Below are 19,619 nucleotides of genomic sequence, written 5' to 3' on the forward strand. Positions count from 1 at the left end.
TGTAATGATTCATAGTAAGTAGAATGATGTCGGTAATAACTAAATCGTTCATTGTATGTAATTTAAAATGAGCCCATTATATTTATAAGCTTTATATCCAATTCTGTGGCAGGCAATAATATTTTAGTAGAGATCGAAGAATACGCAAAAGGTATCTTGAAAAACGAGATTCCAAAAAAGTTTGTGTACCACGATGACTACCATACCGAACGTGTAGTCAAGGCTGCAGAAATGATCGGTCGCGAAAGTGGCCTCTCAGATGATGAAGTCGAAATGGTGACCATTGCGGCTTGGTTTCATGATACTGGATATAAACAGGGCTGTGCAAATCATGAGACTACGAGTTGTGAGATTGCAAAGGCTTATTTAGAGTCAAAATCATACCCAGCCGAACAGATTGCCACAATTGTTGGCTGCATTGAGGCAACAAAAATGCCTCAAAATCCAAAGAGTCTTATTGAGCAGGTTTTATGCGATGCAGACCTACATCACCTCGCGTGCAATGACTATCAAATGATGTCAGAAAAGATGCACAAAGAGGTAGAGATGATGAAGGAGGAAACCATTGACACAGAGACCTGGAATGAGATGAACTTTGAATTCTTCAAGGATCATGAGTTTTTCACCCCTTATGCTAAGACAAAATTGCAGCCGATAAAAGACCAAAACCTAGCCTCGATAAAGAAAGCTCATAAAAAGGCTAAGAAGGATAAAAAATATGTAGAGCAACTGGAAGCCAAGATTCTAAAACTTGAGGGAAAGGTTGCGCTTAAACCTGACAGGGGTGTTGAAACAATGTTCCGTACCACCTCCAAAAATCACCTGGAACTCAGTGCTATGGCAGACAATAAGGCCAATATCATGATTTCGGTAAACACAATCATTTTGTCGGTGGTGGTGTCTGTTCTTATTAGAAAGCTTTACGAATACCCAAACCTTGTCGTGCCGACCATCATGTTAGTAGTGGTTTGTTTGGCGGCCATTGTATTGGCGATTTTGGCGACTCGACCTAATGTGTCTTCGGGTGTCTTCACCGATGATGACGTCTTGGGCAGAAAAACTAACCTCCTTTTCTTCGGAAACTTTCACAAAATGCGACTGGATCGTTACGAGTGGGGTATGAAAGAAATGATGAAAGATGGCGAATATCTCTATGGCAGTATGATCAAGGACATCTACTTCCTGGGTGTTGTGCTGGGCAAGAAGTATAAGCTGCTGAGGCTTTGCTATACCACATTTATGATCGGTTTTGTATTGTCCATCGTGGCTTTCGTAGTGGCGATGCTCATGTTTCCACCGCAGGAACAAACTGGCTTTTACACTTTTTAGAAAAAGCTTAGCTTAGTTAGCCTAAGTCCAAGGCTATGCTAAAGAATTACTTTTTAATCGTTCTCCGTACCATTCGAAAAAATCCTGGTTACGCAGGGGTCAATATTCTTGGCTTGACACTGGGTATTACGGCCTTCTTGATGATCGTACTAGTGGTCAGGTATGAGCTGAGCTACGATAAATTTCATTCAGAAACAGAGAAGATCTTTCGGATCAATAATGAGCTTCGATTATCAAGTGGTAACTACAAGTACCCAACCACCGCTTCTGCCTTTGGCCCAGCCCTATTGAATGAAATGCCTGAGGTCAATGCTTTTACACGCCTTGGTGGAGCGGGTCAGCAAATTATCATTGAAGTCGAAACGGAGTTGTTCAAAGAAGAAGACCACTTCTTTGCCGATAGTACCTTCCTTGAGTTCTTCAATTTTCAATTATTAAGGGGTGACAGATCTGAGGTGCTTGATAATCCGAATACGGCTGTTTTTACCGAAACAGCAGCCATGAGATATTTCGGTACGCTGGATGTCATTGGTAAAGAATTCAAGGTAAAGGGGAACAACGAAATCAACTATGTGGTAACGGGTCTTTTGAAGGACGTTCCTCAGAACTCCCATATTCAATTCCAGATTCTGCTATCCATAGAGACACTCAGAAGCCTGGGCAACGGCTTAAATAACTGGAACGGTCAGGGCTTCTACACTTTCATCAAGTTGACCGATCCGATTCACGCTTCAAAGGTGATGGCCACCATGCTCGACTTGAGGGATAAGAATGTGAATAAGGAGCAGCAAAATATTGTCAACCCCGATTTGACGGCTTTTGAAGACATCCATCTAAAGTCAAATCTGAGGAATGAAATTGTACCCAATGGCAGCATGGATGTAGTCTATATCTTTTCAGCCATTGCAGTTTTTGTATTGTTGATCGCAGGAATCAACTATATGAACCTGGCCACTGCACGATCGGCGCGAAGAGCCCAAGAGGTAGGTATTCGAAAAGTATTAGGAGCCTATAAAAAACAATTAGTCAGTCAGTTCCTAAGCGAGTCGATCATGCTCACATTAATCGCAACGCTACTTTCGGTAGGAATAGTGGCCTTACTCTTGGGACCATTCGGAACGTATATAAATAAGTCCTTGACCTTGGACATGCTCCTGGACTTAGAGGTGATAGGACTACTGGGTGGCGTCCTCTTAATCATTGGTTTTGGGTCGGGAATTTACCCTGCATTGTTTCTTTCGGCATTTAGGCCTGCTATTGTTTTAAAAGGGAAGCTCGTTCCGGGAATGGGAAGCTCGGGTTTCTTTAGAAAGGCCCTGGTTGTTTTTCAGTTTGTGATCTCCATTGTGATGATGATTGGTACCACTATGGTTTACAATCAGCTTAGCTTCATGAAAAATAAGTCTTTGGGTTTTCAGAAGGAGAACATTCTGGTGGTTTCAAACACGAATCAGGCGATCACTCCTCAGCTAAATACCTTTAAGAATGAGCTGGTGAGTCATCCCAATGTAGAGGCAGTCACTGCCACGCTGAGCAAACCTGGAGGGCTCAGACCAATAATGTTCGTCAAGTCGGAAACAGTGATCGATGACGAAGGTGGGCTTAACCTGGCCGGAATTAATATCGACTTCGACTACATGAGTACCATGGAAATTGAGATCGTGGATGGTAGAGACTTTGACTCGAATACACCGACTGACTCGACTGCCGCAATTATTGTTAACCGGCAGGCGGCACGTGAACTCAACTTAGAAGATCCTGTGGGTAAGATGATAGAAGTTCAAAACTTTCAAGGACAGTGGGAGCGTAAGCGAATTATTGGAATGATTGACAACATCAATTTCGAGCCACTGCAACGAAAAACAGAGTCCTGTTTTTATGCGAACTTTCTGCCCAATTATCAGCACTTGTTCATCAAGTTGGGAGATGTGGATGCCTCAGAAACGATACGACATGTAGAAGAACTTTGGGCCAAATTTGCTCCAGCTCAACCCTTCGAATACTCTTTTCTAGACGAAGATCTGAATGCCCTATATAGTTCAGAAGAAGAGCTCAGTCAGATCATTATCTATTTTGCCTTCTTGGCGATCGGCATAGCCTGTCTTGGTTTATTCGGTTTGGCTTCCTTCTCCACTGAACAAAGAGTCAAAGAAATTGGTGTTAGAAAGGTTTTGGGGGCTTCATTGGGGCAAGTGCTGTTTTTGCTTTCCAAGGATTTTGCCACGCTGATTGTACTGGCAATCTTGATTGCTTCGCCAGCGGCTTATTATTTAACCAACTGGTGGCTGCAAAACTTTGCCTTTGCGGTTGACATCACAGTGACTACTTTTCTAGTGGCTGGTTTGGGGGCTTTGGTCATAGCTTTGCTCACCGTGAGTTACAAAACCTGTATGGCAGCGATATCTAATCCTGTGAAGGCTTTGAGGTCAGAATAAGAGTGTCATAATCGAACAAGGGTGATCGAAAGTGTACATATTTCAAGTGGGTATTCTTCGCCTAAAGCCTAAAATCAATATATTCGCTATTGGCATATAAATTGGTAAATGCATTGAGGTCAAAACATTAATCAAGAGAAATGATAAAACTACAAGACATTGATAAATACATCGATTCTAAATATCAGAGAACCTTTATTCTTAAGGGGATCGATTTGGAAATCGAGCAGGGGGAATTCGTAACCATTATGGGCCCCAGTGGAGCAGGTAAGTCTACTTTGATGAATATCATCGGTATGTTGGATGAACCTTCTCAAGGTGAGTACTACTTCTTCGATGAACCCATCCACAAAATGAAGGAACGTAAGCGTTCTGAACTCCATAAACATCATATCGGCTTTGTATTTCAAGCCTATCACTTGATTGATGAATTGACGGTTTATGAAAACATAGAAACGCCTCTTTTGTATAAAGGTGTGAAGTCATCAGAGAGAAAAAGTCTAGTGGCAGAAATGCTGGATCGTTTCCAAATGGTGGCGAAGAAAGACCTATTTCCAGAGCAGCTCTCCGGTGGTCAGCAGCAATTAGTGGGTGTTGCAAGGGCGTTAATTGGTCAGCCTAAGCTATTACTTGCCGATGAACCGACAGGAAACTTACACTCTGATCAGGCTGAAGAAATCATGGAGCTTTTCCAAAAGTTAAATGAAGAGGGTATGACCATTATTCAGGTGACGCACTCTAAAGACAATGCGGCTTACGGAAAGCGTACCATCAACTTAGTAGATGGTGGTCTTGATAGAGACGATAGGCACTAAGATTTAGCACTGAAGAATATTTTAAAGCCACTCCAATGATGGGGTGGTTTTTTTTATGACTTGGTGGGGTAACCACTTTGATCGAACTGCTCCTTAGTCTTATAAAGCTGCCACCAAGGAGTGCCGGGCGAAGCATGGTGTTCATAGTGATAACCAAAGAAGTAACAGGTCAAAAATGCCCATAAATGGTTGAGTTTTTGACTGCGTGATTTGTGAATATTTTCTGCATTGTGATGGCCTCTGTGCGGAAGGTATGTCCCAAAATAGAACAATTGAAAGGTGGCCAATACACCAGGGAGCATCCAGATCAGAATGAGGTTTTCAACGGGTAAAAATAGTTTGAGCAGGTTGAAAGTGATGGCCATTAAGACAATCTGCTGCCAGGTGATATACTGTTTCAGAAAGCTGAAATACCAAGGAAAGAAGCTGCCATTATGATAGTCAGGGTCCTTATCTGTAGCTACAAACTTATGGTGCTCATGATGCTTTGGAAACAGACGATGATAAAAATTGTAGGAGAATAGTAGGGCCGTCACTTGCCCAAAAGCTTTGTTAACCGCCTTGTTCTTCGAGACCGTTCCATGCATAGCATCATGTGCTGTAATGAAAAGCCCTGTATACAAATGGGTTTGTACCAGTATTGAGATATAGAGTATTGGTGACTGGTAGTCAATGGTCCACTGTAAACCGAACACTAAGCTCGTAAACCATAGTGCAATAATGGCCAATGCAATGATTACCCCAAGATGTGGCTTTGACTTACTCACGCTCGAATTTACGTATTAAAGTTTTTGAAGATGGCCTTTGATGTCTTCCATTAGCCACATCGGAGTGGAAGTAGCACCACAGATACCAACGCTTTCGTTCATGCCGAACCACTCGGCTTTTACATCTTCAATAGACGATACGAAATAGGTGCGTTTATTCTGTTCCTTGCACACTTTGTAGAGGACTTTACCATTAGAGGACTTGGTACCGCTTACAAAAACAATCACATCAAAATTGGTCGCGAAATTTCTCAATTCCTTGTCTCGGTTTGAAACTTGACGACAGATGGTGTCATTTGTCTTCACAGAAATACCATTTTCACGAAGTATCTCATTGATTTCGTAGAATTTATCGGTGCTCTTTGTAGTCTGACTATAGAGGGTGATTTCTCTCGGCAACTCTTCTAGATCAAGCTCTTCAAGATCTTGGAATACTACGGCATTGTTATTGGTTTGACCTAGCAAGCCAACCACTTCTGCATGGCCATGCTTGCCATAAATGTATATGGTCTCTTCTTTATCGTAAGAGTTCTTGATCCTGTTTTGAAGCTTCAAGACTACTGGGCAAGAAGCATCGATCAGTTCAATATTGTTCTCTAGTGCTAATTGATAAGTACTTGGTGGCTCTCCGTGGGCACGGATCAGTACTTTGCTGTCCTTAATGTGCTGGAGTTGTTCATGGTTGATAATCTCCAAACCTTTCTGCTCAAGCCGTTTGACCTCCTCGTCATTATGGACAATGTCCCCAAGGCAATATAATTGACCATCCTCCTTCAATATATCTTCCGCCATTTCTATAGCATACACTACGCCAAAACAGAAGCCAGAATTGATGTCAATATCAACGTTGAGGTTGAACATAAAGAAATAACCTTGAGATGCGAATTATGTTTGCGATCGAATATTAATTCTATGCTAAATACGAGTTGAAATCTCGTTTTGGATTTTTAACCCGCTTTAAGCGCTTGCTGAAAATACGTTTCGAGCAGAATGCTCATCTTCCTTGAATTGGGGATTCTAATGCGTTGTTCCTTGATTTTGGCCGAAGGACAATTCTTGATTTTCTTGAAAAGCTTGAGGTAATACTTGTAAGCGAGCAATACACCAGTTTGTGCTCCCTTTGGTAGTTTTTTTATGCCGATCAATGCGTCATCAAAGTCCTTTTGAATGTCTGCTTCAATGACCTCTTTACTCTGTTGAGAGAAGGTTTCAAAGTCGACACCCGGGAAGTATACTCGGCCACGATCTTCAAAATCACTTTTGATATCCCGAATAAAATTCACTTTCTGGAATGCCGAACCCAGACTTTTGGCAGGAGGTAGCAGTTCCTGATACATGTCCTTGTCGCCTTCACAAAAAACTTGCAGACACATCAAACCAACAACCTCGGCAGAGCCATAGATATATTCCTCGTAGCCGGCTTTGTCATAGGTGGTTTCGTCCAAATCCATTTCCATGCTGTGCAAGAAAGCCTCAATCAGGGCATGATCCAGATTGTATTCGTTGACCACCATCTGAAAAGAGTGGAGGACGGGGTTGAGGCTTATGCCTTCCTCAATGGCCTGATAGGTATCTTTTTTGAATCGGGCAAGCAATTCAGCCTTGTCATGATCATGAAAGGTGTCTACGATTTCATCGGCATAACGCACAAAACCATAGATGGCATAAATAGGGTAATGGAATTTCTTACCAAGCGTTTTAATACCCAAAGTAAATGAAGTGCTGTAGCGCTGTGTGATAAGCTTGCTGCACTCAAGGGTCGTCTGATCAAATAATTCCATCATTTAAAAGTAACTAATAAAAGTAGTTCTGGTTTAAAACATATCTTTCTCGACCTCATCGGCCACGACTATTCCAGAGATGAGACTTGGGGGAACCCCTGGACCTGGTACCGTCAATTGCCCTGTGTAATAGAGATTTTTGAGTTTTTTAGACTTTAAGGATGGCTTTAATATGGCTGTTTGGGTTAAGGTGTTTGCCAAGCCGTAGGCATTGCCTTTGAAGGAATTATAGTCCTTTATAAAGTCTCGATGAGCAAAGCTTCTTTTGTATATAATGTGCTCGCTAATGGATTGCCCAGTATGCTCTTCCATTCTCTTCACAATCATATCGAAGTACTTCTCCCTGATCTCCTCAGTTTCTTCCAAGCCAGGTGCCACAGGAATAAGTAGGAATAAGTTTTCACAGCCTTCAGGTGCAACAGTGTCATCTGTCTTAGAAGTCAACGAGGCATAGAAAAGTGGTTTTTCCGGCCATTTCGGATCAGTATAAATATCGTGGGCGTGAGGCGTAAAGTCTGTATCAAAGAAAAGGTTGTGATGTAAAAGTCCGTCAAGCTTCTTATTCAGACCAACATAATAGAGGAGGGAAGAAGGTGCCATAACACGTTTTTGCCAGTATTGGTCTGAATAGTTGCGTGTTCCCTGATCTAACAATTTGGTTTCTACATGATGGTAATCTGCACCAGCAATGATCACATCTGCTGATATTTCTCCGTGATTTGTAGTCACGGAAGTGGCTTTCCCGTTTTGATGATTGATTTTCTGCACCTCATGATCGGTAAGCAGGGTTACTCCCATTTCTTCGGCAAGAGAGCCCAGAGCCTCTACAATCTTGTGCATTCCACCTTTGGGATACCAGGTGCCTAATGACATATCTGCATAATTCATTAAGCTATATAGGGCAGGCGTGTTTTCAGGAAGAGCCCCCAGAAATAATACAGGAAACTCCATTAGCTGTATAAGCTTGGGGTGCTTGAAGAACTTGCGTACATGTTTGCTCATGGATTGGAAAACGTCCATTCGTATGACATCAACCAGAAGTTTCAGACTGGCAAATTCAGTCAAAGACCTACCCGGTTTATAGACGAGCTTATTGATACCAACTTCGTACTTGTATGCGGCTTGTTTTAGGAAGGCTCGAAGTTGTGAGCCTGCTCCTGTTTCGATGGACTCAAATAAAGCCTCGAGCTCAGACATTTGAGCGGGGATCGGCATGAAATCACCCCCTTCGTAAATCACTTGATAGCTTGGGTCAAGCCGGATGAGTTCATAGTAGTCTGAAACTGACTTACCGAATTTGTTGAAGAAGGACTCAAAAACATCTGGCATCCAGTACCAACTCGGACCCATATCAAAAGAAAAGCCCGACTCACTAAAGTGTCGAGCTCTACCCCCAATGGTAGTATTTTTCTCTAAAACAGTAACATCAAAATTCTTTGATGCCAGATTGATGGCCGCAGATAATCCTGCAAAACCTGAACCTATAACCAGCGCCTTCTTTTTATGCATGAGGGCTAAACTAGCCTTAGGCTCTATATGTTCGTAGCTTTTCTTTTAATTGTTTTCTGGCGATGTGGATTCTATTCTTTACAGTGCCAATAGGAATCTCTAATCTGTCTGCGATTTCATGATACTTAAAACCTCTGAAGTACATCATAAATGGAGTCTTATAAACTTCGTCTAATCTGTCAATGGCCTCATTAATATCCTTTAGTGCAAAGTTACCAGCCGCTTTATTTTCGATACGCGTGTCACTAGAATTGATAAAATGAAGGTTATCAGTGGTATCAATGAAAGTACCTCTCCTTACCATTCTTTGATAGTTGGTAATAAAAGTGTTTTTCATAATAGTATAAAGCCATGCCTTTAGGTTTGTTCCTTCAGAAAACTTGTCTCTATTATTATAAGCCTTCATCAAGGTTTCTTGAAGTAAGTCATTCGCATCGTCAGTATCTTTTGTCAATTTCATGGCAAAAGGTTTTAAAGACTTGGTCATCTGAGATAATGAGTAACTGAATTCTAAAGTAGTCATAGCTTAGAGATTTTTGTTAAACAAATATTGAGAAACATTAAACAAGAACCAAACAATTTTGTGTAATTATTTAGGTGTAACGTTAAACAAAAATATAGGTTACGAGAAAAATGACCCTTTTTATGATGTTTAAGCTGTTAATGTGTTAAACAAAAGGAATGAATTCGGTTATCTGAAAAGTTGAACAAAGTCAGGTCGTTTCAATAAAAACGAGAAGTGTTTAACAAAATGTAAAGATAATTTGACTTTACTTGCCCACGGGCTGGGATACATTTTCCTCTATGAATGAGATCAAATGATTAGGGTTGGCGATTTGAACGATGTTATCATTCAAATCAAGGTCTTGACCGATGATTTGGCCACCCGAAACTAAAATGGTTGTTTCAGGAAACCGTTCAGACAGGTTATTGACGTAGTCCTGAGGAGATATATTAGCATCTCTAGAGGTGATAATGGTTAGCAGGTAATCAGGCTTGTAGAGTTCATGCGCTACATGAAGATCATGGAAAGGCATGTCCTGCCCTAAATATATACTCTTACAATCCCTGGCTCTTACTAAGAAGTTTGCAAATAGGAGACTTAGCTCATGCAATTCTTTCTCAGGCAAAAACATCATATACTTTTTAGCATTGACATCTACCGAAGGGTATTGACCATCTATAGCAACGATGAGTTTTTGTCTAATCAAATGAGAAATGAAATGCTCTTGGGCAGGGTTGATAGAATCTGTCATCCACATGATGCCAATTTTTGACAAGAAAGGGTAGATGATATTGAGCATGGTTCTTTCGAATCCATGTTTCAACGTATTGGATGAAATTATCTTTTCAAAGCGTTGTTCGTCCAGATCAATCATTGATAGCGTTAGAGCGTAGATTTGATCCGCATGACTAGTAGTTTTCTCAGTAACCATCAAAACCGCCTCTGACATCTCTTCTCGAGACATATCGGCAATCTTTGAAATCTTATAGCCATTCTCTTTGAGTAGAGAGACGTTCAGGACTAGTTTAAGGTCCTCTTGATCGTAATATCGGATATTGGTATCGGTGCGCTTTGGGTTGATCAGACTATATCGCTGCTCCCAAATACGCAAAGTGTGGGCCTTTATGCCTGATAGATGTTCTAAATCTTTTATCGAATACTTTGCCACGCTTATATCTTTTCTCCTTCGTCCTTAAAGTATCTTTTTGGTATAAAAAACAACCCAAAAGAAACAGCATCATCCTTTTCTTTCGTCCGGTGATGAGCTCTATGTGCTTTAGTAATGGCTTTTAAATATTTTGTTTTGGGACGACCAAGCCATTTTAGTCTCTTGTGGATCAATACATCATGTAATATAAAGTATAACATGCCGTATAGACTGATACCACAACCAATCCAAAACCGATAATCGAAACTGCCAACGCCTAAAAATATCAAGACAATGGCCGAGCCTCCGAAGAGCAATGTGAACAGATCATTTAGTTCAAAAAAGCCTTTCGTATGTTCATGATGTGTCTTATGAATTTTCCATAATACACCATGCATAACATATTTATGCACCCACCATGAAAACGCCTCCATAATTCCAAAACCCAGTAGGGTCCATGCAATTGCTTCAATCATTGTTCTGCTCCCTAACTCGATGTTGTACAGATTGTTTAAGGAATTTTCAAATAAAATTTAAAACTATGAAAAAGCCTACTTGTATATATAAAAGCCTAATAGTCAGTGAATTGTTTGAATTAGGCATAAGCTTTTGAAATAAAACATGCAGGACGGCACTGACTAAAAACCATGCGGCATAATTCTGAAGAGGAATTGCCGCTGATTCCCATGACCAAAAGTCATAAGCGATCGCCACGGGCTCTATAAAGTAATCTATGGCTGTCATCAGTCCAGCACCCATCACCACACGGGCAATGAGGCTGCTGAATAGAGTTTTACTTAATTGAGCAGTTGCATAGATTAGCACTACCCAGTTTAGCCCAATGGCTAATGGCACATCAAGTACTTTATACCCCAGGGTCTCACCATAGCTATAGGTTCCAAAGATTTGCCCTGTGCTTACCCCTATTACCTCAATAAAGAAACCGATCAGAAAGGTGAGTATAATAAATAGACCATACTTCAGTCCTTTTTCGGACTCAAAGTGTAATACGATAGCAGCTGTCGCCAATAAGTTAAAAGGGGTCAACCACTGAAATAACTCACGGGTTTCATCGACAGCTAATCCAATGGCTCCGGCCACATGCATGGCCAGCATGAGTCGAAAGGCATTCTTTTGGTTTACAAAGGGGAGGCTATCAATTTTGTCTAGCATAGCCTTCAAAACTTAGTCGATTGGTAAATGTTTGAACTCATAAACCTTAGATTTGCCACAAATATATTGTGATGATTCTTTATAACGTAACAGTTGCTATAGATAAGAAAGTAGAGGCGGAGTGGATTACCTGGATGAAGGAGGTTCATATCCCTGAGGTGATGGAGACGAATCAGTTCGAGGAACACAAGTTCTTTAAGGTACTGAATACGGAAGACCCTCAATCATCATCTTATAGTGTGCAGTACTTTGCCGCTGATATGAAGAATATTCAAATGTATATGGCAGCTTTCGCTCCGGAATTGCAACAAAAGGCCTTGTTGAAATTTCCAAACCAAATGGCAGCGTTTAGAACGCTACTTCAGTCTGTTTGATAGTTTTGAATTTGTTCTTCTGTTAATGTGCAGTTGATCCATTCTCCATCTAGATCGGCCCCAAGTTTTTTGTAAAAGTTAATGGCGGGCTCGTTCCAGTCCAGTACTTGCCATCGTACCTGTTTTGAGTCGGTACGTTTTGCCTCTAGCACAATGGCGTCAAGGAGCATTTTGCCATAGCCTTTGCCTCTTTCGGAATCGCGTACTACCAAATCTTCCAGGTAAAGTGCTTTACCCTTCCAGGTAGAATACCTGTAATAGTAAATAGCAGTACCGACAATGTTTCCTCTTTCTTCGGCAACGAAGAATTCAAAAACAGGCTTGTCTCCGAAGCCATCTTCTCTCATGCGTTCAACAGAGTTGGCCACTTCATGAGGGGCCTTTTCATAGATAGCCAACTCCATGACCAAGTCAAAAACTGCTTCTAAATCTGCAGGAGTACCTTTTCTAACAAGCATTCAATCTGATTTTGAAGCTAAGATAAGCCCTTCTTCGAAAGTTTATGGCCTGTAACTCCCGAACACTCAATTCCCATCCCTTTGCCGTGTTATATTTCTTGTTGAATAAAAAGTAGCTAATACCAAAAAAAATCACGGATCGAATTAGATAGGCTGACCCTAAGGAACTGTTGGTCTCTCTTCTTATAATTTCGTTTAATGCAATGTTGCCGGCTTGTGAGGCTAAGAACTTTGCATTAACAAGTTTAATCATTTTGACTTCATTGAACTCAACCCTCTTTTTATCAACTACTATATGATCGGAATAGACGTAGAGCTTTCCCTTCACAGTATTACCATCTTTTAGTTTGCACTTGATGGTTTGCCCTGTTCTCATCAAACCATCTCTCTTTGAGTCCTCTTTGGATATTATCAGGACATTGTTTGGGTTAAAGGCCTGCTGTGCCTGAGCGGTAGTCAGTCCAAGCAGCATAATTGATACAAATACTATTGACTTATAAATTGAGGTTTTCATTCTGGTGTGTTCAATCTAGAAGAAGATTCTGCGCTCTATTACTTTCAACGGTGGGAGAGTGATTAAGAAACGAATTGCTTACCTAATTAGGAGCACTGACCCCCTTCTTTCTTGCATGGCATTATATCCGTTGGCGTCAATTGACCATGCAGCAAAATAGGTGTACTTGCCAGTAGGGACAGGTACCCCGTTCAGTCGACCATCCCAACGCTCCTGAGCATTTTGAGTCGAGAAGATCAACTCGCCCCAGGTGTTATAGATGTTCATTCGAAATACTACATCGCAAGGGGTGGTGGGTCCAAAGGTATCGTTCATATTATCTCCGTTGGGGCTAAAGGCGGTGGGAAATTTGATCTTGGGGATGGCGTCTTCTACTGTTTGAGAGGCTGTAGTGGAACAGCCATTTGCATCGATGACTGTGAGTTGATAGGTGCCTTGGGTCAGACCAGAAATGAATGAATTGGTTTCAAAACCATCACTCCAAGTATATGTATATGGGCCTGTACCTCCAGTAACGATGGCTTCAAGGCTACCATCATTGCCCCCTGGGCAAGACACCAAGGTTGAGTAGATTTCAGTAATGACAAGCGCTTCGGGTTCAGTGATAGATAAGTCTAGGTTCAGCATACAGCCGTTGGCATCATAAACCTCAACAGTATAGTCTCCACTCTGCATGCTACTCAAGGAAGCTTGATTGAGGTTTGGATCATGACTCCATATATATCGGTAAGGGGCCACACCTCCGGAAACAACCACTTCTGCTACGCCAGACGCTTCTCCCGAGCATAATACGTTTTGGACACTTACCCAACCTGTTAGGGGTCGGGGTTCTGCAATGATAAAGTCTAAAGTCAGCACACAATTGTTAGCATCAAAAACCTCAACAGAATAAACGCCACCTGGCGTGTTGCTCAACGAAGCTTGATTCAAGTTAGGATCATGGCTCCATACATACCGGTAGGGGGCTATGCCTCCTGAAGCAATGACTTCTGCTGCGCCCGTGGCTTCTCCGGAACACAATACGTCTTGAACACTTACTGAACCAGCCAGGGTTCGGGATTTTGCAATGGTAAAATCCAAAGTCAGCAAGCAGTTGTTGGCATCATATACCTCAAGAGAATAATCTCCTTCTGATAGGTCATCCACTTGAGGTTGATTAATGGAAGCGTCATGGCTCCATACATATCTGTACGGAGCTGTACCCCCCGAAACTACGGCTTGAGCCGTGCCATTTGTTTCTCCAGAGCATAATATGTCTTGAGTACTAATTGAGCCCGTTAAGGGTTGAGGTGCTGTAATGCTAAAGTCCAGAGTCAAAATACAATTGTTGTCATCATATACCTCAACAACATAGTCGCCACTGGACATGTTGGTCAGTGAAGCTTGATTGAGATCAGGGTCATTACTCCACACATATCGGTACGGGCCATTGCCTCCGGAAACAATGACTTCTGCTGCGCCTGTGGCTTCTCCGGAACACAATACATTTTGAACACTCACGGAACCAGTTAGGGCCTGAGGTTGAGTAATGACGAAAGGAACATTTACAGTACAGCCACGGCTTGTGATGTCAACAGAATAAGATCCGGCACTAAGGCTAGTGACGGCATTATCTACTACAATGGCATTGTTATCGACATTCCATTGATATGAAAATGGTGATAACCCGGAAACCTCTGATATTGTAACACTACCATCAGATTGGCCATGGCATTTGACGTTTTCAATCACGAGTACAGGCACAATCCCTCCTACAATCTCAATGGGTAGACTAATGTCAAATTCTTTATTGAGGGGTGAGGTGACTCTTAGGCTCGCTTCCGCATCAGCATTGCTTGGTCCCCATTCAACCTGTATATCAGGCGTTCCCTGACCTTCTGATATTTGTCCACCGGTGACGGTCCAGAAATAGTTGTAGCCATCAAAAGGTGTAGCTGAATAATTGAAAGGCCCCGGTTCAGAACATATGATTTGAGGTCCTATAAGTTCTAATGGGGGCAGAATGTCAATTTCGGTTGTTCCGGTAATGGATGCTTCGGAAGGATCCTCTAAACCACCAAATTCAATAATAAATCCTCTAGGTGCAAATTCTCCACCAGCCCCTTGGTTTCTCAAGTCATTCCATTTGCCTGGAGGACTAGACCAATCTTTCATATGTGCATAATCTTCTTCACCAAGGTTATTGGGTTCAGAAGCATCCCAGTTGGTGAATCCATCGGTGAGTTTTCTTCCCAGTCCACCATTTTCCAAGCCCTCGGGGCCAGTTACCCAGCGCCAGTCCCCTTCGCTGACCTCGTCATTGGCTCCAATCCAGGAAGTACCACTTACCCGGTCTACCACAAATTGGTTTTCACCTGAAGTGGTGACGGTCGCTAAATAGCCTCTTAACCCAAATAGTGTCTGATTAGCTGCCAGTGCCGCGGCATCTTGCCAGGTAATGTTGGGTGCGGGGAAAAACTCGTAGAAATGGCCTGTATCTGGATAGTAATCGAGATTGGATAAGGATACCGTAATGGTCTTAATGCCATTGGAATTATCTATTGCGCTGGTAGTGAAAATGATACGGCTAAGGGCCAGTTGGTAGGTAGCCAGATTGCTGTTTCCGGTTAGCGTCAATATGCCATTTCCACTGTCAAAGACACCGACTATTCCATCGGCCTCTGTATAGCTTAACAGGTCAATACCCGGTTCATAGTTTTGTGAAATGGATATTTGGAGCCCTTTTAATGCGGTGGTATCTGGACCTTGCAGGCTTACGATTTCATCAATACTTAGGGAGTTTCCTGAAATGAGTGCATACGAATCGGATGCGTTTAGTCTAGCATGATCTTGTGCCTGAAGGTGCGCAGGAAACAGGGTCCATATAGACCAAATAAAGGGTAGTATGATTGACGGAAATGACCATTTCCGTAAAGATGATAACATAGGCTGGAATGTTAGTCATTGCGTTGTTTGCAATGATTTTAAACCGCCAGCCTGATGCAATAATGAGGAATTTGGCTCATTTTGCCAAAATATAGTAAGCGAATTGCGCTATCGAATGAGTCTGATTACTCCCTTTTTTTCTCCGGAGATGTTTTGGCCATTGGCTTGGACTGTCCAAACTGCGAAATAACTGTATTTGCCAGATGGTACGGCCACACCATTGAGTATACCATTCCACTGTCTTTGGGCATCCTGGGTGGAAAAGATCACCTCGCCCCATTTATTATACACCTCCATATTGAAGATGACAGCACAAGGAGTGGTAGGCCCGAAAGTGTCATTCATTTGATCACCATTGGGGCTGAATGCTGAAGGGAAGTTGATTTTTGGTATCGCTTCATCTACTTGATGAGTGGCTGAGGTAGAGCAGCCATTGTCATCGGTAACGGTCACTCGATAAGTGCCCTTGGCAAAACCTGTTGCCAGAGATGAGGTCTCAGTGCTACTCTGCCAAGTGAAACTGTAGGGTGCTACTCCACCCGTAACCACGGCCTCTAAGGTTCCGTCATTTCCTCCCGGGCAGGAAACGAGTGTTGAAATGACTTCGGTGATAATCAGTGCTTCTGGTTCATTTACTTCGAAATCAAGCGTTAAAACACAGTTATTTTCATCGTAGATGTCCACTGAATAATCACCTTTTGGAATGTTGTTCAAAATGGCTTGATTGACCGAAGGGTTATGGCTCCATACGTACCGATAAGAACCGGTTCCTCCGGTAATTAAGGCTTCAGCGATTCCCGTGGCTTCTCCGAAACACAGTACATCCTGTACATTGATTGAGCCCATCAAGGGCTGAGGTTCAGTAATCGTAAAAGGGACATTGATGGTACAGCCCGTACTGCTGATATTAACAGAATAGGTTCCAGCGCTGAGGCCTGTTACAGTATTATCATTCACGACTGCGGTATTGTCCACATTCCATTGATAGGAGAAGGGAGCTAAGCCTATGACGTTCGATATGGTTATCTGACCATCAGATCCTTCGAAGCATTTGACATTTTCAATATCAAAGGTGGGGACGATCTCTTCACGCAGAGCTATGGAGAGGATAGGCGAATCTCCATCACAGATATCCGTGGCGGTGGTGGTAGACTCCGTGAAGTAGAGTTGACCCGTGCCTGGGCCATCCCATAAAACGGTAATCTCGTTGGTGCCTTCACCACCTACTATGGTTCCGTTCGTAATATGCCAATCATAATTGGAACCTGTGGTTAAAGGTGTAGAGTAAGTTTGAGTCGAAACTAAATCGGTAAAGCAAATGACATCAGGGCCAATGGGAAGTGGAGGTTCGAGCTGTACATTCACCTTGACTGGTAAGTCGAATACTGTTTCACAAATGACCGCAGAAATGACTTTCAATGAGACGCTGGCATTGGCATTCGTTCCACCCCAGTCCACTAATAGGTTGGGAGTCCCCTGACCAGAAGTGATTGTTCCACCGGTGACGGTCCACTCATAGGCATAACCAAAAAGGTCAGGTGCAGTATAGGCAACCTCCATTAAATTGGGGCATACGGAAGTGGAGCCGATTACATCTAGGGTTTGGGAAAAGTCTAAAGTTGTAGTGCCGGTGATGGAAGAGAAGACATCCGGATCGCCCGCTTGTCCGCCATATTCTACGATATATCCAGTAGGCGCATATTGACCTCCACCTCCGGGGTCGGCCAGGTCGTTCCATTTGCCTGGAGGACTAGACCAGTCCATCATATGGGCAAAATGCTCTGGACCAAGGTTGTTAGGTTCCCCCACTTCCCAATTTGTAAATCCATCTGAGAGCAGCCTTCCCTCTCCATTATTTTGCAATGCCTCAGGACCAGTTACCCATCTCCATACCCCCTCTACGGCAGCATCGCTGGCGCCTATCCATGCGGTACCACTAACCCTATCCAAGATAAATTGATTTTCTCCTGTTGTGGTGATGGTGGCCAGATATCCATTGAGACCGAACAGGGTTTTACTTGCAGCTTCGGCAGCAGCAATGGTCCATAGAATTCCAGGATCGGAGAAGAACTTATAGAAATGGCCAGTTTCAGGGTAATAGTCCAGATTAGATAGGGACAAAGTAATCGCTTTAACACCTGATGAATTATCGGTTGCGCTGGAGCTAAATAATATACGACTCAAAGCGAGGTTATAAGCATCCAGGTCAGCATTACCGGATAGCGTTAGAATGCCATTGGTACTGTCGAATACACCGATAATTCCATCGGCATCAGTATAACTCAACTGGTCGCTGGCAGGGTCATAACTTTGAGAAATGGATACCTGAATACCATCCAAAAGGTCTGTGCCAGTACCATCAATAGTTACAAAGGAGTTCAGCGCCAAGGGTTGGCTTAGATCGAAGCAATACTTTTCGTTGGCCCTAACGACCGGTATGGTTTGCGCCTCCAGACATTGGTTCACAAACGCTAAAATGATTACAGCGTAGATTGTGATTTTTAGAAATGGCGCGCGTCTAGCCAAATTTCATAAAAATTAATTTCGCCCAAAGTATGGACTTTAGGCTATGTGACCTCGGTTATTAGTCTATAAGGTCAAAACCGGTATAAGGTATAAGTACCTCAGGCACTTTGATCCCGTTAGCCGATTGGTTGTTTTCTAATATAGCTGCCATAATTCTAGGCAGGGCCAATGCACTTCCATTTAATGTATGGAGTAAAACAGATTTCTTGTTTTCGTCCTTGTATCGAAGCTTTAATCTGTTGGCCTGAAAGGTCTCGAAATTCGAAACGGAACTTACTTCCAGCCACTTTTCCTGAGCCGCAGAGTACACCTCGAAGTCGTAGGTAAGCACGGAAGTGAACCCTAGGTCACCACTACAAAGTCTTAGTGTTCTGAAGGGAAGTTCAAGCTTTTTCAAAATACCGGAAACGTGATCGCACATTTCCTGCAAGGCATCATAAGACTCCTCAGGTTTTCTGATTTGAACGATTTCTACCTTGTCAAATTGATGTAGTCTGTTGAGGCCACGGACATGAGCTCCCCAGCTGCCCGCTTCGCGTCTAAAGCAAGGGGTAAAGCCTGCATGCTTTACAGGCAATGCATCCTCACCTAAGATAACATCCCGATAAAGGTTGGTGATCGGCACTTCTGCTGTTGGAATCAGATACATATTCTCTGACCCAATATGATACATCTGTCCTTCCTTGTCCGGAAGTTGCCCGGTACCATAACCTGAAGCCTCATTCACCACAATAGGTGGTTGTACTTCGGCATAGCCTGCGGCTACTGCTTCATCAAGGAAGAAGTTTACTAAGGCTCTCTGCAAACGAGCCCCCTTTCCTTTGTAGACAGGGAAGCCTGCGCCTGTAATCTTTATGCCCAGATCGAAGTCAATGATGTCGTACTTCTTAATCAAATCCCAGTGAGGTTGAGCACTATCGTCTAGCGTTGGGAAATCCCCGAAACGATCGATTTCTTCATTGTCCTCATCACTTTTACCAACTGGCACTGAATCGTGTGGGATGTTGGGGATGTTGTAAAGCGCTTGCTTTAGTTTTTCCTGATAGGCGTTCAGTTGCTCACTCAATTCCTTGTTCAATCCTTTAAGTTCGGCTGTACGGGACTTTATTACTTCCGCTTCGTCACGTTTGCCCTCCTTCATCAAAGCACCAATTTGCTTTGCAATGCTATTGGCCTCGGCAAGATTGCTATCCAAAGTTTGTTGCGTTTTCTTTCGATCCTCATCAAGCGCTATGACTTCGTTCAATACAGTCTCAGCATTGTCAATACCCCTTTTTTCGAGTCCTTTGACATATCTTTCCTTTTCGGCAATGATGTTGGCTACTTGTAGCATTTTTCTTGTGGATTTGAGGCGACAAATT

At 42.7% G+C, this 19,619-nt stretch carries 17 protein-coding genes; 4 read left to right on the forward strand and 13 right to left on the reverse strand.

What is annotated here, in order from left to right; genetic code table 11:
- Positions 1 to 105: 105 nt before the first annotated feature.
- From BFP97_RS16255 to BFP97_RS16265, 3 genes are all read left to right on the forward strand, one after another.
- Positions 106 to 1,329 (forward strand): Pycsar system effector family protein, encoded by a 1,224-nt coding sequence (locus BFP97_RS16255; RefSeq protein WP_069843431.1) that lies wholly within the window; start codon positions 106 to 108, stop codon positions 1,327 to 1,329.
- A 35-nt stretch (positions 1,330 to 1,364) separates the two neighbouring features.
- Positions 1,365 to 3,764, forward strand: coding sequence for an ABC transporter permease (locus tag BFP97_RS16260; RefSeq protein WP_069843432.1), 2,400 nt, complete (start codon positions 1,365 to 1,367; stop codon positions 3,762 to 3,764).
- 140 nt (positions 3,765 to 3,904) lie between these two features.
- Positions 3,905 to 4,579, forward strand: a complete 675-nt coding sequence (locus BFP97_RS16265; protein WP_069843433.1) for an ABC transporter ATP-binding protein — start codon at positions 3,905 to 3,907, stop codon at positions 4,577 to 4,579.
- A 53-nt stretch (positions 4,580 to 4,632) separates the two neighbouring features.
- Here the strand turns inward: BFP97_RS16265 and BFP97_RS16270 are convergent, their stop codons facing one another.
- From BFP97_RS16270 to BFP97_RS16305, 8 genes are all read right to left on the reverse strand, one after another.
- Positions 4,633 to 5,346 carry a fatty acid desaturase gene (locus BFP97_RS16270; RefSeq protein WP_069843434.1) on the reverse strand — a complete coding sequence of 238 codons (714 nt, stop codon included), beginning with the start codon at positions 5,344 to 5,346 and terminating at the stop codon, positions 4,633 to 4,635.
- Between the two features lie 15 nt (positions 5,347 to 5,361).
- The gene (locus BFP97_RS16275) at positions 5,362 to 6,207 is read right to left on the reverse strand and encodes a 4-hydroxy-3-methylbut-2-enyl diphosphate reductase (protein ID WP_069843435.1); all 846 of its coding nucleotides are present in this window, start codon (positions 6,205 to 6,207) and stop codon (positions 5,362 to 5,364) included.
- Between the two features lie 86 nt (positions 6,208 to 6,293).
- Complete coding sequence (locus tag BFP97_RS16280) at positions 6,294 to 7,130, reverse strand: phytoene/squalene synthase family protein (protein ID WP_410527948.1); 837 nt, start codon at positions 7,128 to 7,130, stop codon at positions 6,294 to 6,296.
- A 30-nt stretch (positions 7,131 to 7,160) separates the two neighbouring features.
- Entirely contained in the window at positions 7,161 to 8,636 is a 1,476-nt protein-coding gene (locus BFP97_RS16285; protein WP_069843437.1) for a phytoene desaturase family protein, read from the reverse strand.
- A gap of 16 nt (positions 8,637 to 8,652) precedes the next feature.
- Entirely contained in the window at positions 8,653 to 9,159 is a 507-nt protein-coding gene (locus BFP97_RS16290; RefSeq protein ID WP_069843438.1) for an RNA polymerase sigma factor, read from the reverse strand.
- Between the two features lie 247 nt (positions 9,160 to 9,406).
- Positions 9,407 to 10,309, reverse strand: a complete 903-nt coding sequence (locus BFP97_RS16295; RefSeq protein WP_069843439.1) for a MerR family transcriptional regulator — start codon at positions 10,307 to 10,309, stop codon at positions 9,407 to 9,409.
- Between the two features lie 2 nt (positions 10,310 to 10,311).
- Positions 10,312 to 10,764 (reverse strand): sterol desaturase family protein, encoded by a 453-nt coding sequence (locus BFP97_RS16300; protein ID WP_069843440.1) that lies wholly within the window; start codon positions 10,762 to 10,764, stop codon positions 10,312 to 10,314.
- A gap of 46 nt (positions 10,765 to 10,810) precedes the next feature.
- Positions 10,811 to 11,461: a carotenoid biosynthesis protein gene (locus BFP97_RS16305; protein ID WP_069843441.1), complete on the reverse strand. Its 651-nt coding sequence runs from the start codon at positions 11,459 to 11,461 to the stop codon at positions 10,811 to 10,813.
- 71 nt (positions 11,462 to 11,532) lie between these two features.
- Here BFP97_RS16305 and BFP97_RS16310 point away from each other — a divergent pair, with 71 nt between their 5' ends.
- Positions 11,533 to 11,835 carry a DUF4286 family protein gene (locus tag BFP97_RS16310; protein ID WP_069843442.1) on the forward strand — a complete coding sequence of 101 codons (303 nt, stop codon included), beginning with the start codon at positions 11,533 to 11,535 and terminating at the stop codon, positions 11,833 to 11,835.
- Here the strand turns inward: BFP97_RS16310 and BFP97_RS16315 are convergent.
- The 5 genes from BFP97_RS16315 to serS all read right to left on the reverse strand — a co-directional run bounded on the left by BFP97_RS16315 (position 11,823) and on the right by serS (position 19,591).
- A complete protein-coding gene (locus BFP97_RS16315; RefSeq protein WP_069843443.1) occupies positions 11,823 to 12,293 on the reverse strand; it encodes a GNAT family N-acetyltransferase in 471 nt (156 codons plus the stop codon). The genes BFP97_RS16310 and BFP97_RS16315 overlap by 13 nt on opposite strands.
- Positions 12,283 to 12,807: a hypothetical protein gene (locus BFP97_RS16320; RefSeq protein WP_139135341.1), complete on the reverse strand. Its 525-nt coding sequence runs from the start codon at positions 12,805 to 12,807 to the stop codon at positions 12,283 to 12,285. Before BFP97_RS16320 ends, BFP97_RS16315 begins: the two co-directional genes overlap by 11 nt.
- Before the next feature lie 78 nt (positions 12,808 to 12,885).
- Positions 12,886 to 15,732 (reverse strand): gliding motility-associated C-terminal domain-containing protein, encoded by a 2,847-nt coding sequence (locus BFP97_RS16325; RefSeq protein ID WP_069843445.1) that lies wholly within the window; start codon positions 15,730 to 15,732, stop codon positions 12,886 to 12,888.
- 108 nt (positions 15,733 to 15,840) lie between these two features.
- The gene (locus BFP97_RS16330) at positions 15,841 to 18,258 is read right to left on the reverse strand and encodes a gliding motility-associated C-terminal domain-containing protein (RefSeq protein WP_083262619.1); all 2,418 of its coding nucleotides are present in this window, start codon (positions 18,256 to 18,258) and stop codon (positions 15,841 to 15,843) included.
- Positions 18,259 to 18,316: 58 nt separating this feature from the next.
- The gene (gene serS / locus BFP97_RS16335; protein ID WP_069843447.1) at positions 18,317 to 19,591 is read right to left on the reverse strand and encodes a serine--tRNA ligase; all 1,275 of its coding nucleotides are present in this window, start codon (positions 19,589 to 19,591) and stop codon (positions 18,317 to 18,319) included.
- Positions 19,592 to 19,619: the final 28 nt, after the last annotated feature.

The organism is Roseivirga sp. 4D4 (genome assembly GCF_001747095.1).
GTDB lineage: Bacteria > Bacteroidota > Bacteroidia > Cytophagales > Cyclobacteriaceae > Roseivirga.

What these genes read in the sequence shown, in the direction of transcription:
- BFP97_RS16320 (WP_139135341.1), bottom strand. Translation starts at nt 12,807, where the DNA reads ATGAAAACCTCAATTTATAAGTCAATAGTATTTGTATCAATTATGCTG.
- BFP97_RS16275 (WP_069843435.1), bottom strand. Translation starts at nt 6,207, where the DNA reads ATGTTCAACCTCAACGTTGATATTGACATCAATTCTGGCTTCTGTTTT.
- BFP97_RS16300 (WP_069843440.1), bottom strand. Translation starts at nt 10,764, where the DNA reads ATGATTGAAGCAATTGCATGGACCCTACTGGGTTTTGGAATTATGGAG.
- BFP97_RS16285 (WP_069843437.1), bottom strand. Translation starts at nt 8,636, where the DNA reads ATGCATAAAAAGAAGGCGCTGGTTATAGGTTCAGGTTTTGCAGGATTA.
- BFP97_RS16265 (WP_069843433.1), top strand. Translation starts at nt 3,905, where the DNA reads ATGATAAAACTACAAGACATTGATAAATACATCGATTCTAAATATCAG.
- BFP97_RS16315 (WP_069843443.1), bottom strand. Translation starts at nt 12,293, where the DNA reads ATGCTTGTTAGAAAAGGTACTCCTGCAGATTTAGAAGCAGTTTTTGAC.
- BFP97_RS16305 (WP_069843441.1), bottom strand. Translation starts at nt 11,461, where the DNA reads ATGCTAGACAAAATTGATAGCCTCCCCTTTGTAAACCAAAAGAATGCC.
- BFP97_RS16325 (WP_069843445.1), bottom strand. Translation starts at nt 15,732, where the DNA reads ATGTTATCATCTTTACGGAAATGGTCATTTCCGTCAATCATACTACCC.
- BFP97_RS16260 (WP_069843432.1), top strand. Translation starts at nt 1,365, where the DNA reads ATGCTAAAGAATTACTTTTTAATCGTTCTCCGTACCATTCGAAAAAAT.
- serS (WP_069843447.1), bottom strand. Translation starts at nt 19,591, where the DNA reads ATGCTACAAGTAGCCAACATCATTGCCGAAAAGGAAAGATATGTCAAA.
- BFP97_RS16280 (WP_410527948.1), bottom strand. Translation starts at nt 7,130, where the DNA reads ATGATGGAATTATTTGATCAGACGACCCTTGAGTGCAGCAAGCTTATC.
- BFP97_RS16310 (WP_069843442.1), top strand. Translation starts at nt 11,533, where the DNA reads ATGATTCTTTATAACGTAACAGTTGCTATAGATAAGAAAGTAGAGGCG.
- BFP97_RS16290 (WP_069843438.1), bottom strand. Translation starts at nt 9,159, where the DNA reads ATGACTACTTTAGAATTCAGTTACTCATTATCTCAGATGACCAAGTCT.